The sequence below is a fragment of the Burkholderia sp. MSMB1078WGS genome (genome assembly GCF_001528895.1).
Classification (GTDB): Bacteria; Pseudomonadota; Gammaproteobacteria; order Burkholderiales; family Burkholderiaceae; genus Burkholderia.
The window spans coordinates 1-15,478 of record NZ_LPDI01000111.1 but is presented as its reverse complement, the minus strand read 5'-3'; the positions used below and the strand labels follow the sequence as shown (position 1 = coordinate 15,478).

General features: G+C 65.4%; 9 protein-coding genes and 1 pseudogene. 9 read left to right on the top strand and 1 reads right to left on the bottom strand.

The window, feature by feature from the left end; translation table 11 throughout:
* Position 1 precedes the first annotated feature (1 nt).
* The 9 genes from WT24_RS30075 (at position 2) to WT24_RS30040 (ending at position 14,847) form a co-directional block, all read left to right on the top strand.
* Positions 2 to 1,192 (top strand): lipopolysaccharide assembly protein LapB, encoded by a 1,191-nt coding sequence (locus tag WT24_RS30075; protein WP_060036863.1) that lies wholly within the window; start codon positions 2 to 4, stop codon positions 1,190 to 1,192.
* A gap of 310 nt (positions 1,193 to 1,502) precedes the next feature.
* Positions 1,503 to 2,078, top strand: a complete 576-nt coding sequence (locus WT24_RS30070) for a helix-turn-helix domain-containing protein (RefSeq protein WP_059498880.1) — start codon at positions 1,503 to 1,505, stop codon at positions 2,076 to 2,078.
* Between the two features lie 351 nt (positions 2,079 to 2,429).
* A complete protein-coding gene (locus tag WT24_RS30065; RefSeq protein ID WP_060036861.1) occupies positions 2,430 to 4,298 on the top strand; it encodes an extracellular solute-binding protein in 1,869 nt (622 codons plus the stop codon).
* 12 nt (positions 4,299 to 4,310) lie between these two features.
* The gene (locus WT24_RS30060; protein ID WP_060036859.1) at positions 4,311 to 5,363 is read left to right on the top strand and encodes a microcin C ABC transporter permease YejB; all 1,053 of its coding nucleotides are present in this window, start codon (positions 4,311 to 4,313) and stop codon (positions 5,361 to 5,363) included.
* Complete coding sequence (locus tag WT24_RS30055) at positions 5,317 to 6,432, top strand: ABC transporter permease (RefSeq protein ID WP_060036857.1); 1,116 nt, start codon at positions 5,317 to 5,319, stop codon at positions 6,430 to 6,432. The genes WT24_RS30060 and WT24_RS30055 overlap by 47 nt, the downstream gene beginning before the upstream one ends.
* On the top strand, positions 6,429 to 8,072 hold the full coding sequence (locus WT24_RS30050) for an ABC transporter ATP-binding protein (RefSeq protein ID WP_060036855.1): 1,644 nt from the start codon (positions 6,429 to 6,431) through the stop codon (positions 8,070 to 8,072). The genes WT24_RS30055 and WT24_RS30050 overlap by 4 nt, the downstream gene beginning before the upstream one ends.
* Before the next feature lie 46 nt (positions 8,073 to 8,118).
* Positions 8,119 to 11,280 carry a multidrug efflux RND transporter permease subunit gene (locus tag WT24_RS30045; protein WP_060036853.1) on the top strand — a complete coding sequence of 1,054 codons (3,162 nt, stop codon included), beginning with the start codon at positions 8,119 to 8,121 and terminating at the stop codon, positions 11,278 to 11,280.
* Position 11,281: 1 nt separating this feature from the next.
* Positions 11,282 to 11,689, top strand: a complete 408-nt coding sequence (locus tag WT24_RS34750) for a hypothetical protein (RefSeq protein WP_156441885.1) — start codon at positions 11,282 to 11,284, stop codon at positions 11,687 to 11,689.
* Between the two features lie 437 nt (positions 11,690 to 12,126).
* Positions 12,127 to 14,847: a TonB-dependent siderophore receptor gene (locus WT24_RS30040; protein ID WP_060036851.1), complete on the top strand. Its 2,721-nt coding sequence runs from the start codon at positions 12,127 to 12,129 to the stop codon at positions 14,845 to 14,847.
* Between the two features lie 366 nt (positions 14,848 to 15,213).
* On the opposite strand, the pseudogene WT24_RS35530 reads toward WT24_RS30040, so the two are convergent.
* Positions 15,214 to 15,331, bottom strand: a pseudogene (locus WT24_RS35530) (IS5/IS1182 family transposase); the annotation flags it as partial.
* Positions 15,332 to 15,478: the final 147 nt, after the last annotated feature.

The following is a 15,478-nucleotide window of genomic DNA, read 5'->3' as shown; positions in this document are numbered from 1 at the left end:
GATGAGCCAGCGACGATGGAAATGGATGATGGCGCTGACGGCGCTCGGTGCGGCCTGCGTGCTCGGCGGGCCGGCGTGGACGGCCGACGCGTTGCGGCCCGATGTGGCGAAGCCGCTGGCGGCCGCGCAGGACCTGTATCGCGCGCACAGGTATCGCGACGCGCTCGGCAAGATCGCGCAGGCGGCCGCCGTGCCCAACCGCACGCCGTATGAAACCTACATGGTGGAAGCGACGCGCGGCGCGGCGGCGATGGCGGCCGGCGATACCGGTGTGGCCGCGCAGGCCTACGAAACCGTCCTGAACTCGGGGCGCCTGTCGGGCGAGGACGAGCAGAGGACGACGGCGGCGCTCGCGGGGATCTACTTCCAGCAGAAGAACTATCCGCAGGCGATCCGCATCGCGCAGCGCTACTTGAAGGCGGGGGGCACGGATCCCGAAATGCGCACGCTGCTCACGCAGTCGTATTACCTGTCGAACGATTGCGGCCAGGTCGTGAGCCAGCTGAAGGCAAGCGCGGACGCACAGGTGAAGGCCGGCCACGCGCCGGACGAAGGGCAGTTGCAGATGCTGGCGGACTGTGCGCAAAAGAGCAAGGATGCCGGTGCGTATCGCAGCGCGCTCGGCATGCTGGTGGCTTATCATCCGAGCCCCGCGTACTGGGAGGAAATGATCTCGGCGATTCGCGGCAGCCCCGGTTACCTGTCGTCGCTCGACCTCGACATATACCGGCTGCGCAGAGCGACGGGCTCGCTGACGACGGCCGGCGCCTATATGGAGATGACGCAGCTCGCGCTGGTGGCGGGCACGCCGGCCGAAGGCCGGCAGGTGATCGACCAGGGCTTCGCGTCCGGCGTGCTCGGCAAGGATGCGCAGGCGGACCGCGAGAAACGGCTGCAGGCGCTGGCCGCAAGGCGCGCGCAGTCGGGCGCGGACACTGCCGATCCGGTGGCGCCGATCGACGCAGGCATGAATCTGGTGTTCGCGGGCCATGCGGCGCAAGGGCTGTCGATGATGGAGCAGGTCATCGCGAAGGGCGGGCTCGAGCATCCCGATGCGGCGCGGCTGCGGCTCGGCGAGGCGTACTACGTTGCGGGCCAGAAGGCGCATGCGGTCCAGGTGCTGCGCACGGTGAAGGGTAACGACGGATCGGGGGATCTGGCGAAGCTGTGGACGGTCGTCGCGTCGCGGTAAGGCGACGCTGGGGGATGCAGCGGCCGAATGCGGGATGGGCACCGTACCGCATGCATGTGCCATTGCGGCCACCTGAAGGTGGAGAAGTCTGACTGGGCGAGGAAAAAAGGGGGCAGCCGTGTTAATTAGTAAACCGAATGAAATGAGCGCGAATCGCGCGATGGCGAAGCGGGACTCCCGTTTCGCTTCGCGCGAGACGTGCGCGCGGCGGCGACGGGCAGCGGAGCCTCGCACCGTGGCGGCAGCTTCATGGCATCGGGCAAGGCCTGCCGACATCAAATCGATTGCGATTGAGAGGGTCCGTTCTTCCATGGTCTTGCCTCCCGATGAATCGGTGCTCGTCGCGGTTTCGCTCGGCAACAAGATCCGCGCGCTTCGGCAGCGGCTGAAACTCACGCTCGACGAAGCGGCCACGACGGCAGGGATCTCGAAGCCATTCCTGTCGCAGGTCGAGCGTGGGCGCGCGACGCCGTCGATCACGTCGCTGGTCCGGATTGCGAAGGCGCTCGGCGTGACGATGCAGTACTTCATCGACACGCCGACCGAGGCGCGCTCGGTGTGCCGCGGCGACGCACTGCAGTATTTCCAGTTCACGAACTCGGCGAGTTCATTTGCCAGGCTGACGAATCTCGTGGACGGTCGCAAGCTCGACGCGATCCTCGTCAGGATACCGGCGGGCCAGTCGCCGTCGGAAGTGACGACGCATGCAGGGGAGGAGTTCCTCTACGTGATGCGCGGAAGGGTCGCGCTCACGCTGGAGGATTGCACGTTCGTGTTGAGCCCTGGCGACACCGCGCACTACGAGTCGACGATGCCGCATGCGTGGCACAACACGGCCGACGAAGAGGCGGTGATCGTCTGGGTCGGTACGCCGCGGCTGTTCTAGCCCGTCGGACCAGCATTATCTAAACGGAAAGCAAGCAGTGCGCTCAGTGCAAGTAATCAGTTTCGGCGTGCCCGGCACGCTGAGCCAGAGCGGGTACGACACGTCGGTGTATTCGTACATCGGCCGCTTCGCGCAAGTCGGCGTGACGTACAAGTTCTGACGGCGACACGCGCAAGACTGGCCAGCTTGGACGGGCCGCTCCACGTCCACTACCCCAAATTAGGAGCGGCCTTTTTTTTAACCAGGCGCGATGACGGTACAGCCGGATCCGACCGGCATCGACGACGTATGAATCGACAGACATTGATCGCGTGCGGGCATCGGGCCGGCACGCAACCGGGTTGACTGAACATGAGACTGTTGAAATGGCGGCGGATGCCCGCGCTGATCGCGTGCGTGGCGCTGATCGCATACGCCACGGCCATGCCGCTGGTCGCGCGTGCGGTGCCGGCCATCGCGCAATACGACCAGCCGAAATATCCGCCGGGCTTCACGCATTTCGACTATGCGGATCCGCAGGCGCCGGACACCGGCGCGCTCAATTTCGAAAACTATGACGAAGCGCAGAGCTACGACTCGCTGAACCCGTTTCTCGTGCGTGGCTCGCCCGCGCCGGACATCAAGAACCTGATGTTCGACACGCTGATGCAGCGCAGTTGGGACGAGCTCGCGTCCGAATACGCGTTGATCGCCGACGACGTCGAGGTGGCGCCCGACGGGCTGTCGGCGACGTTCCACATCAACGCGGCCGCGCGCTTCTCGAACGGCGACGCGATCACCGCGGCCGACGTCAAGTATTCGTTCGATACGCTGACGAGCCCGCAGGCGTCGCCGCTGTACAACGCGCAGTTCTCGATCATCCGGCGCGCGGTGGTCGTCGACAGTCACACGATCCGCTTCGAATTCAAGCATGCGGAGCGCGACGCCCCGCTGATCGCAGGCGACCTGCCGGTGTTCTCGCCGAAGTGGGGGCAGCGCGCGGACGGTACGCGACCGCCGTTCGACCAGATCGCGAACGTGCCGCCGATCGCGAGCGGCGCGTACCTGATCGAGCAGCGCAGGAACGACAAGCAGATCACGTACGTGCGCAACCCGCGCTACTGGGCCGCGAACCTGCCGTCGCGGCGCGGGATGTTCCGTTTCGCACGCGTGTCGTTCAAGCTGTACCTCGACCAGTACACGGCGCTCGAGGCCCTCAAGGCCGGCGACGTGGACGCGCGGATGGAATACAGCTCGACGCAGTGGGCGCGCAAGTACGTCGGCAAGAACTTTCGCAACGGACTGCTGAAGAAAGGCGAATTCCCGGACGGCCCCGCGCAGATGCAGGGTTTCCTGATGAACCTGCGCAAGCCGATGTTCCAGGACGTACGCGTGCGGCATGCGCTCGCGCTGGCATTCGACTTCGACTGGATGAGCCGGATGATGTTCTACGGGCAGTACCGCCGCACCAACAGCTTCTGGGACGCGAGCCCGTTCGCCGCGTCCGGCATGCCGAGCGCGAAGGAGCTCGCGCTGCTCGAACCGTACCGGTCGACGCTGCCGCCGGAGGTGTTCGGCCCGATGAGCAAGCAGCCGTCGACGCTGCCGCCGGGCTCGCTGCGCGCGAACCTCAAGCAAGCGCGCGACCTGCTCGCGCAGGCCGGCTGGCACTACCGCGACGGCGCGTTGCGCGACGCGAACGGCACGCCGATGACGATCGAGATCATCGACGACCAGCCCGGCATGGATCGGCTGATCCTGCCGTACACGCAGGCGCTCGCGACGCTTGGCATCCATGCGTACCTGCACGAGATCGATAGCGCGCTCTACCAGAAGCGGCTCGACAATTTCGAGTACGACATGACGACGTATATCTACTCGCCCGTGACGATCCCCGGCGCGGAGCTGACACGCCGTTTCGGCAGCGCGGCCGCGTCGCAGCCCGGCTCGGAGAACTATCCGGGCGTGAAGTCGAAGGCCGTCGACGCACTGATTCGCGCGGCGCTCGCGGCCAATACGCTCGAGGATCTCGAGACGGCCACGCACGCCCTCGACCGCGTGCTGATCAACCTGTACGTGCTGGTCCCGCAGTACTACATGCCGAACGCGCGGATCGCGTACAAGACGACGCTCGGCCATCCGGCGGTCGTGCCGGCTTCCTATCAGTACGAGGACTGGATCATCGACTACTGGTACGAGAAGAAGCCGGCCGCACGGCCACAACCCGCTCCGGCGGCCTGACGGGGAGCAACGATGCTGGCATACATATTGAGGCGGCTGCTGCTGATGATTCCGACGCTGATCGGGGTGGTGACGATCACGTTCGCGGTCACGCAGTTCGTGCCGGGTGGTCCGGTGGAGCAGGTGCTCGCGCAGTTGCGCCACGGCAGCACGCGGGGAGGCGAGGCGGGCGGAGGCGGGGGCGGCTACCACGGCAGCCAGGGCGTCGATCCGCAGCAGATCGAGCAGATCCGCAAGCAGTTCGGTTTCGACAAGCCGCCACTGGAGCGCTATCTGCTGATGCTGAAAAGTTATGCGACGTTCGACCTCGGCCAGTCCTACTTCGCGCACCGCAGCGTGTGGACGGTCATCCGCTCCAAGCTGCCGGTGTCGATCACGCTCGGGCTGTGGACGGTGATCCTCACGTATCTGGTGTCGGTGCCGCTCGGCATCGCGAAGGCGGTGCGCAACGGCTCGCGGTTCGACACCGTGACGAGCGTGCTGGTGCTGACCGGCTACGCGGTGCCGGGCTTCGTGCTCGGCGTGCTGCTGCTGATGCTGTTCGGCGGCGGCACGTTCTGGCAGGTCTTTCCGATGCGCGGGCTCACGTCGGACAACTTCGACGACCTGACGCTGATCGGCAAGACCCTCGACTATCTGTGGCATGTCGCGTTGCCGGTGACGGCCTCGGTGGTCGGCAATTTCGCGATCGTCACGATCCTCACGAAGAACACGTTTCTCGACGAAATCGGCCGGCAATACGTGCTGACCGCGCGCGCGAAGGGCGCGCCGGAACGCGACGTGCTGTGGAAGCACGTGCTGCGCAACGCGGCGATTCCGCTGCTCACCGGGTTGCCGGCCGCGTTCGTCGGCGCGTTCCTGAACGGCAACCTGTTGATCGAGACGCTGTTCTCGCTCGACGGGATGGGGCAACTGTCGTACGACTCGGTGATCCGCCGCGACTATCCGGTCGTGCTCGGCTCGCTGTTCCTGTTCACCCTGATCGGTCTGCTGACCAAGCTTATCGCGGATATCTGCTATGTCCTCGTCGACCCCCGTATCCAGTTCAGCCGCCTGGACCACTGATCCGGCCGCCGTCGCGTGCGCGGCGTCGCCGTCGCCGTGGCGACGCACGTGGCTGCGGTTTCGCGCGCAGCGACTTGGCTACTGGAGCCTCGTGATCTTTGCCACGCTGTTCGCGCTCAGCCTGCTGGCCGACGGATTGTCGAACGACCGGCCGCTGCTCGTGCGCTACGACGGACACTATTATTTCCCGATCCTGAAGGATTATCCGGAGACGCAGTTCGGCGGCGATTTTCCGGCGAAGACCAACTATCTCGATCCGTACATCCGCGCGAAACTCGAGTCGCACGGCAACTTCGCGATCTATCCGCCGAACCGCTACCGTTACGACACGATCGACTACTTCGCGTCGCGGCCGTATCCGGCGCCGCCGTCCGCGAGCAACTGGCTCGGCACCGACCAGTTCGGCCGCGACGTGCTCGCGCGATTGCTGTACGGGTTTCGGCTGTCGGTGCTGATGGCGTTGGCGCTGACGGTGTCGGGTGTCGCGCTCGGCGTGCTGACGGGGGCGCTGCAGGGCTTCTACGGCGGGCGCACCGATCTCGTCGGGCAGCGCCTGATCGAGGTCTGGAGCGCGCTGCCCGACCTGTACCTGCTGATCATCTTCGCGTCGATCTTCGAGCCGTCGCTGTGGCTGCTGTTCGTGCTGCTGTCGATGTTCGGCTGGATCGTGCTGTCCGACTACGTGCGCGCGGAGTTCCTGCGCAACCGTGCGCTCGACTACGTGAAGGCCGCGCGCACGATGGGGCTGTCGAACCGGCAGATCATGTGGCGACATGTGCTGCCGAACAGCCTGACGCCGGTGATCACGTTCCTGCCGTTCCGGATGAGCGCGGCGATCCTGTCGCTGACGAGCCTCGACTTCCTCGGCCTCGGCGTGCAGCCACCGACGCCGAGCCTCGGCGAACTGCTGCAGGAAGGCAAGAACTACCTCGACGCGTGGTGGATCTCGATCTCCGCGTTCTCGGCGCTGGTCGTCACGCTGCTGCTGCTCACGTTCATGGGCGACGCGCTGCGCAACGCACTCGACATGCGCGCGCGCGGCTCGGCCTTCGGCGGGGAGCAACGATGACGACGCCCTTGCTGGACATCCGGCGGTTCTCCGCGCACTTCGGCGCGAAAGCCGCCGTGCAGGATCTGAGCCTCTCGGTCGGACGCGGCGAGCGCGTCGCACTCGTCGGCGAATCGGGCTCGGGCAAGAGCGTGACGGCACTGTCGATCCTGCGGCTCGCACAGCAGGCGACGCTGTCGGGACAGATGCTGTTCGACGGCGAGGATCTGCTCGCGAAGACCGAGCAACAGATGCGCGGCATCCGCGGCGCCGATATCGCGATGGTGTTCCAGGAGCCGATGACGGCGCTCAATCCGCTGTATACGATCGGCAAGCAGATCGCCGAGAGTCTGCGGTTGCACGAGGGCCTGCGAGCGGGCGAGGCGCGCGAGCGCGGCATCGCGCTGCTGCGGCGCACCGGGATTCCCGAGCCGGAACGGCGCATCGACAGTTTCCCGCACCAGTTGTCGGGCGGGCAGCGGCAACGCGCGATGATCGCGATGGCACTCGCGTGCCGGCCGCGGCTGTTGCTCGCCGACGAGCCGACGACGGCGCTCGACGTGACGGTGCGCCAGCAGATCGTCGACCTGCTGATCGAACTGCAGGAGCAGGAGGCGGCCGCGCGCGGCATGGCCGTGCTGCTGATCACGCACGACCTGAATCTCGTGCGGCGCTTCGCGCAGCGCGTGGCCGTGATGGAGCAGGGTGTGCTCGTCGAGACGAACGCGACCGCCGCGCTGTTCGCCGCGCCGCAGCACGCGTACACGCGCCGGCTGCTGGACAGCGCGCCGCGACGCGCCGTCCGGCCGGTCGCGACTGGCGCGCAGACGATCCTCGACGTGCAGCAGCTCGCCGTCGATTACCGCATCGCTGCGAAGGGCTGGCGCGCGGTGTTCGGCAAGACGGCGTTCCGGGCCGTGCACGACGTGAAGCTGAGCCTGCGGCGCGGCGAGACGCTCGGCATCGTCGGCGAATCGGGGTCGGGAAAATCGACGCTGGCGGCGGCCGTGCTCGGCCTGCAGCGGCCGGCGTCGGGCGGCATCGAGATCGACGGCATGCCGCTGGCGTTGCTGCGCACGACCCGCGGCCGGCGCGCACTGTACGGCCGCATGCAGGTCGTGTTCCAGGATCCGTTCGGCTCGCTGTCGCCGCGCATGACGGTCGAGCAGATCGTCGGCGAGGGGCTCGCCGTGCACCGGCCGCAGGTGGCCGGCGCTGCGCGGCGCGCTCGGATTGCAGCCCTGCTGCAGGAGGTCGGCCTGCCGGCCGAAGCGATGATGCGCTATCCGCATGAATTTTCCGGCGGCCAGCGCCAGCGCATCGCGATCGCGCGCGCGCTGGCGGTCGAGCCGGAACTGCTGGTGCTGGACGAGCCGACGAGTGCGCTCGACGTGTCGATCCAGAAGCAGGTCCTGAATCTGCTGACGAATCTGCAAAAGAAGTACGCACTGAGCTACCTGTTCATCACGCACGATCTCGCGGTGATGCGCGCGATGGCTCACCGGGTCATCGTGATGAAGGCGGGGCGCGTGGTCGAGGAGGGCGATACGCTCGACGTGTTGCACGCGCCGTCCCACCCGTATACGCAGGCGTTGCTCGCGTCGTCGATGCTCGCGCCGGAACCGGGCCCGCTGCGGAAGGAAGGGGGCACGGATGATTGACGTGAACCGGGCGCGGTGCGCCCGTGCCGTTCGCTGACGCATCGCGATGCCGTCGTTCTTCATCGACCGCCCGGTGTTTGCGTGGATCGTCGCGCTCGCGATCGTCGTCGCGGGTGTGCTCGCCATTCCGCAATTGCCGATCGCGCAGTATCCGCGCCTTGCGCCGCCGCGCGTCGTGATCACCGCGACCTATCCGGGCGCGTCGACCGAGACGGTCGACGGCGACGTCGGCAGCATCATCGAGGAGAGCCTCGACGGCGCCGACGGGCTGCAGTACTACGAGACGAGCAGCGACGGTCACGGCAACCTCGAGATCGACGTGACGTTCGCGCCCGGCACCAATCCGGACATCGCGCTCGTCGACGTCAACAACCGGCTGAAGCAGGTCGCGCCGCGGCTGCCGCAGCAGGTCGTGCAGCAGGGCATCGGCGTGTTCAAGGCCGCCAACACGTTCCTGATGCTCGTCACGCTGACGTCGACCGACGGCACGCGCGACTCCGCGCAGCTCGGCGACTATCTGAACCGCTACGTGCTGCGCGAACTGAAACGTGCGCCGGGCGTCGGCGCGGCCGAGCTGTGGGACGCCGACGAGGCGCTGCGGGTCTGGCTCGATCCGAACAAGTTGCGCGAATACGACCTCGGCGCCGACGACGTGATCGCGGCGATCGGCGTGCAGAACGCGACGGTGACGGCCGGCGCGATCGGCGATGCGCCGTTCGTGCACGGCCAGCAGCTCACCGCGACGATCGTCGTCAAGGGGCAGTTGACGTCGCCGGAGGAGTTCGGCCGGATCGTGCTGAAGTCGAAGCTGGACGGTTCGGTGGTGCGCGTCGCCGACGTCGCCCGCGTCGAAATCGGCCGCGACGACTATTCGTTCTATTCGCGGCTGAACGGCCGTCCGGCGGCCACCGTCGGCATCCAGCTCGGCCCGCGCGGCAACGCGCTCGAAACGTCCGACGCGATTCGCGCGCGGCTTGCCGAGCTGTCGAAGACGCTGCCGCCGGGCGTCGCGGTCGAGATTCCGTTCGACGGCGCGCATTTCGTGAAGATCGCCATCCGCGAAGTCGTGCTGACGCTCGCCGAGGCCGTCGTGCTGGTGTTCTGCGTGATGTGGCTGTTCCTGCGCGAGCTGCGCTACACGCTCGTGCCGACGGTGGTGATTCCCGTCACGCTGATGGGCGCGTTCGTCGCGATGTGGGCGTTCGGGCTGTCGATCAACGTGTTCACGATGTTCGGCCTCGTGCTGGCGATCGGCATCCTCGTCGACGATGCGATCGTCGTGGTCGAGAGCGTGCATCGCGTGATGGAGGAGGGCGTGTCGCCGCGCGATGCGACGCGCCGCGCGATGAAGCGGATCGGCGGGGCGATCGTCGGCGTGACGGCGGTGCTGACCGCCGTGTTCGTGCCGATGGCGTTCTTCCCGGGCAGCGTCGGCGGCATCTACCGGCAGTTCGCGGTGTCGATGATCGCGTCGATGCTCGTGTCGTCGTTCATGGCACTGTCGCTCACGCCGGCGTTGTGCGCGAACCTGCTGAAACCGGTCGGCCGTCACGAAGGCGGTGGCGGACGCGTGCCGCGACGCAGCCTCGGCGCGCGCCTGGCCGACCGCTTCGGCGTTGCATTCTCGCGCGCGGAGGCCGGCTATCGGCGCATGACCGTGACGGCGGTACGCCGCACGGGCGCGGTCGCGGGCATCTACGTCGCACTCGTGGCCGTGTGCGGGCTGCTGTCCTGGATGATGCCGGGCGGTTTTCTGCCGACCGAGGACCAGGGGCAACTGCAGGTGATGATCCAGTTGCCGGCTGGCGCCACACAGGCGCGCACGGCCGCGGTCGTCCAGCGTGTCGAGGCGATCCTGCAGGCGGAGCCGGCCGTCGCGAACGTGACGAGCGTGATCGGCTGGAGTTTCGCGGGCAGCGGGCAGAACGTCGGGATGGCATTCGTCGAGCTGAAGGACTGGTCGCAGCGCGACGTCGATGCGATGACGTTGCGCGATCGGCTCAACCGGCGTTTCGATGCGATTCTCGACGGCGACGTACAGGCAACGCTGCCGCCATCGGTGCCCGGCCTCGGTCACGCGGACGGCTTCACGTTCCGTCTCGAGGATCGTGGCGGGGTCGGGCTCGACGTGCTGAAGGCCGCTCGCGAGCAACTGGCCGTGCGCGCGAAGGCGGACCCGGCGCTCGCGTCCGTGCATTTCGAGGACTTGCCGGATGCGCCGCGCATCGAGCTCGACGTCGATCGCGCGAAGGCGTATGCGCTTGGCGTGCCGTTCGAGCGCATCGCGGGGCTGCTCGGCGGCACGTTCGGTTCGAATTACATCAACGATTTTCCGGCGTCGGGCCGGATGCGCCGCGTGATCATCGAGGCCGATCCGGGCGCGCGTGCGACCGACGCGCAACTGATGGCGCTGTCGGTGCCGAACCGGACGGGGGACATGGTGCCGCTGTCGGCTATTGCCGCGCCGCACTGGACGGTCGGACCCGTGATGCTGAATCGCTACGACGGCTACCCGTCGCTCGACGTCAGCGGCCGGGCGGCGACCCACACCAGTTCGGGCGCGGCGATGGCGGAGATGGAGCGGCTGGCCGCCATGCTGCCGGCCGGGATCGGTTACGACTGGGTCAACGCGGCGCGTGAGGAGCGGATCGCCGAGCGGCAGACGCCGCTGCTGGTCGGGTTGTCGGTGCTCGCGGTATTCATGGCGCTCGCCGCGCTGTATGAGAGCTGGACGATTCCGCTGTCGGTGCTGACGATCGTGCCGCTCGGCATCGTGGGCGCGTTGGCGGCGGCGCTCGCGCGCGGGATGCCGAACGACGTGTACTTCAAGGTCGGGATGATTACGGTGATCGGGTTGTCGGCGAAGAATGCGATTCTGATCGTGCAGTTCGCGCGCGAACTCGTCGCACGCGGCGTGCCGCTGCGGCAGGCGGTGGTGGAGGCGGCGGCCGCACGGTTTCGGCCGATCGTGATGACGTCGATGGCGTTTCTGCTCGGCGTCGTGCCATTGGTGCTGGCGACCGGCGCGGGCGCGGAAAGCCGGCGTTCGATCGGGACCGGCGCGTTCGGGGGCGTGCTGGCGGCGACGATGTTCGGGCTGGTGTTCGCGCCGGTGGCGTTTCGGGTAGTCGTGTCCATAGGCCGACGCGGGCGGCATGCGGCGGTGACGAAGCGCATGGAAACGGCCGGGAATCTGGAGATCGATTGATGTGCGCGACGAGGTGTTGCGGTGGGATCAAGGGGCGACGACGTGTAAATATCACACGAAAGCCGTCAATTCGGCGGTGCACGACGCCACGCACATGCTCGAGGGGCTGCTCTATCAGGAATCCTATCCGATATTCGAGGAACACCATCCGAACCCGACCGAAAAATCCCGTTCCAGGGGGTGCCCGTGTCGGCTAAACAAAACAGTTCGGACCGGCGAATGCCTGCCGTGTGCTCCATTGCGGCGCATCCACGAGCGGGGAAAAAAAGCAGCCGAACAAGGAAGAAAGGCAACGGTGGCGATTGATGAACCATATCGATTTTCATTCGGCACCAACCGAGTGCATTCAATGCACCTAAACAAAGTTATGTGCTATCAAATATTTTTTGACGCGTCGATTCTGTCCTGATATGTTCGCGTCCAGCGTAAAGCCTGGTAGTGAACGGTAATGAAGATTCCGTGCATTAAGATTTTCAAAGTGAATACGTAAAGCAGCTCTTCAACGGGTGACTGCCTTTCCTGGTAGCGCGTACGTTGTGGTTGACGAGGCGCCATGGCGAGAATGTGCCAAGTGCCATTGGTAGTACGGCTTGCACATGGCCGTTCGATACATGGATAGATCGATCCATGTAATTAGAGCTACTAATTTTGTGGATATTTTATTTCTTGAATTTCAGCTTGGTTATTCCTGTAAGCAGAATAAATAAAGTTGAAAGAAATAAGCGGTCGGACGGAATGGTTGTGAGCACCAGATGGCGAATCAGGAATGCGGGGCAACGCTATTTAAAGGCCGGCGAATCTCCGTGCATACAAAAAGGTCAGGCCTTGCGACGACAAAGGGGTGTTATGAAACCAACGGCTTTGGGATCGGCAATACGCAGCATCGCATGGGCTGAAGTCGCGTTGACGGCGGCTTTGGGTACCTCCGCTTACGCGCAGACAACGCCTGTCGACGGGGGCGTCGCCACCGAGCAAACCGGCAGCACCGCCGCCGCCGCGCCCGCGCCGGCGTCGGGCACTGCCGCGGGCGGGCAGACCGTGAAAAAGCTCGACAAGTTCGAGGTGACGGGTTCGCTGATCCGCACATCCGACAAGGTCGGCCACACCGAAGTGCAGGTCATCACCGCGAAGGAAATCCAGCAAAGCGGATACACGACGGTCGCCGATTTCCTGCGTTCGACCTCGGCCAATTCCGCCAGCAGCTGGGGCCAGACGACAATGAACAGCTCCGCCCCCGGCGGCGCCGGCATGGCGTTGCGAGGGCTCAGCGAGAAATACACGCTCGTGCTCGTCGATGGCCAGCGCGTCGCGAACTATGCGCAGTCGGTGAACTTCACCGACACGTTCTTCGATGTCAACGCAATTCCGCTGAACATGGTGGAGCGCGTCGAGATCGTCAAGACCGGCGCGGTGTCCGTCTACGGGTCGGACGCGATCGCGGGCGTCGTCAACATCATTACGAAGAAGAACTTTCAGGGCCTGCAGATCGACGGCCAACTCGGCAAGGCGCAGCATCCGGGCGACGGGCAAGGCAACTTCAGCGTACTGGCCGGCTTCGGCGATCTGAATTCGGATCGCTTCAACGTCACCGCGGCCGCCAGCTATTACCGCGATTCGGGCTCGACGCTCGGCGATCGCGACATGACGTCGGCGCAAGACTTCACGCAATATCCCGGCGGGCTGGCCGCGCCGCTCGGGCCGAACCAGCAGTCGTACTGGTCGCTGGCGGACGGCTCGAAGGTGCCGCTTTCGCCGTGCCCGCCGGGCAGCAAGACGAGCGCGACCAATTGCACGTACAACCCGGCCGCCTCGACATCGCTCGTTCCGTCCACGACGCGCCTGAACGCGAAGGTGCGGGCCACGTTCAAGATCGACGACAACACGCAGGCCTATGCGGGCTTCTGGGTGAGCCGCGATGAAACCGTCCAGTCGCAGGGGCCGGCCTCGATCTCGAGCACGACGAACATCTACAACCCTTCGACCGGATCCGTTTCGCCGTTGCCGCGCACGGTACCGGTGAGCAACCCCTATAACCCGTTCGGCGTGCCGACGGCGATCAACCTGACCTTCCCGGGCAACGTCGTGGGGGCGGATACGGTATCGACGTTCTGGATGGCGAGTACGGGCGTCAAAGGCGCGTTCGACGCGGGCAGGTTCGGCGCGTGGGACTGGTCGGCCGATTACGGCCACTCGCAGAGCACCGTCGATACGACGTATAGCAACCGGATCAACGTCGCGGGCCTCGAGAACATGCTCGCCAACGGCACCTACAACTTCTCGAACCCGGCCTCCACGCCGAACGGCCTGAAGGGTGTTTTCACGGACGACGATCAGCAGGCCATCTCGAAGGTCGACAGCGTGACGGCCAAGGCCTCGACGTCGAATCTGTTCACGCTGCCCGGGGGACCCGTCGGCCTGGGCCTGGGCACCGAGTTCCGCCACGAATCGTCGACGATCAACCCGCAGACGCTCGCGTCGCAAGGCGTATCAGCGCCCGCGAACGTGCAGACGGTGGAGGGTTCGCGCAACGTCGCCGCCGCGTTCTACCAGGTCGACATTCCGATCCTGCGCAACCTGACGTTCACGCAGGCGGGCCGCTACGATCACTACAGCGACTTCGGCGGGGCATTTTCGCCGAGCTTTGCGCTGCGTTTCCAGCCCGTGCAAATGCTGACGACGTATGCATCGTATAGTCGCGGCTTCCGCGCGCCGACCCTCGTCGAAAACTCGCAGGCCGTCTATCTCTCTCACCAGAACCTCGTCGATCCGAACGATCCGAGCGGTGTGCCGACGAAGCACTTCACGACGGAGCAAGTCGCTGGCAATCCGAATCTTCAGCCCGAGCACACGAAGAACTACAACATCGGCTTCCAGCTTTCGCCCGACGCGATGACCGATATCGGCGCGGCGTTCTACAAGGTCCGCATCGACGGAGTCATCGGCACCGACGATCCGAACGCGGTGCTCGTCGCCAACGATCCTTCCCGCGTCGTGCGCAACGCCGACGGGTCGGTGCGTTACCTTGTTCAGCATTTCGTGAACCTCGGCGCGCTCGACACCGACGGTTTCGATCTCAACTTCCGCAAGGCGCTACGCACCAAGTACGGCACGTTCACGCTCTCGGGCGACTGGGCTTATGTGTGGCACTTCAAGCTGCACAGCCCCGGAACCGCGCCGCAGGACTTCGCCGGCAACAACCTTGCGCTGCTGCAGCCGTTCGGCGCGAGCAACCCGCGCTGGAAGGGCAATACGAGCCTGAGCTGGGACTACCGGCAACTGACCACCACGCTGACCTGGCAATACACGGGGCCCTATACGAACGCCGTGGCCGCGGAATTCGGCGACGGCGGCACGGGCTCGGTGGCGTCGTACAGCCAGTTCAACCTGATGTTCAACTACCGCGGCTTCAAGCACTGGACGATTTACGGCGGCATCACGAACCTCTTCGACAAGAAGCCGCCGTTCGACGTCGAGTGGCAAGCCGTGCCCGACATCACGGGCTATGACCAGTCGCTCTACACGGACCTCGGCCGCTTCTTCCAGGTCGGGGCGACGTATCGGTTCTGACGGCGATGAGGCCGCCAGGCGGCAACCGGTCCCGGCGCGCGGCGCGCGCCGGGACGATGAAGGATGCGCGCGGACCGGATCGGCTGCATCGAGCAGAAGTATGGTGGAGAGATACACGTTCGATCCGCTCTTGCGGCGCACCTTGCAGGCGCCTTCGTGAGATTCCTTCTGGATTGGCAACCAGCCTCACTCGAGGTCAAGTGCAGTGGTGTAAGGTCTGAACGCGAGGACGCGCGATCCCGGAATTGCGACTGAGAAGGGTAGCGAACGTGTGGCATTTCTAACGCAATTCGACGCACGTGTGACCGGACCATGCGGCGTTGGCCGACCGAGTGTCGGTCGCGCGGGCTTTACCTCCCGATGACGTCGATTCCAGACGCCCGCGTGCTGCCAATCGCGTAGCCTGTGCCAGCAGCCCATGCCTGGATCACAGTCGCATTTTGTGCGGAAGCACTTCCCAGGGAATACTGGATTGCCGCACGAAAGACCGGTGGCCAGCAGCATCTTCTCCCGCATCTTGAATTTGACATAATCAACATTATCGATAGTTTGTATTGTAGTAGCTAGATTGAAATGTCCGCTTTTGGCTACATAGAAATGTCCGCTTTCGGGCCGCGTAAGCTGTCCGGCT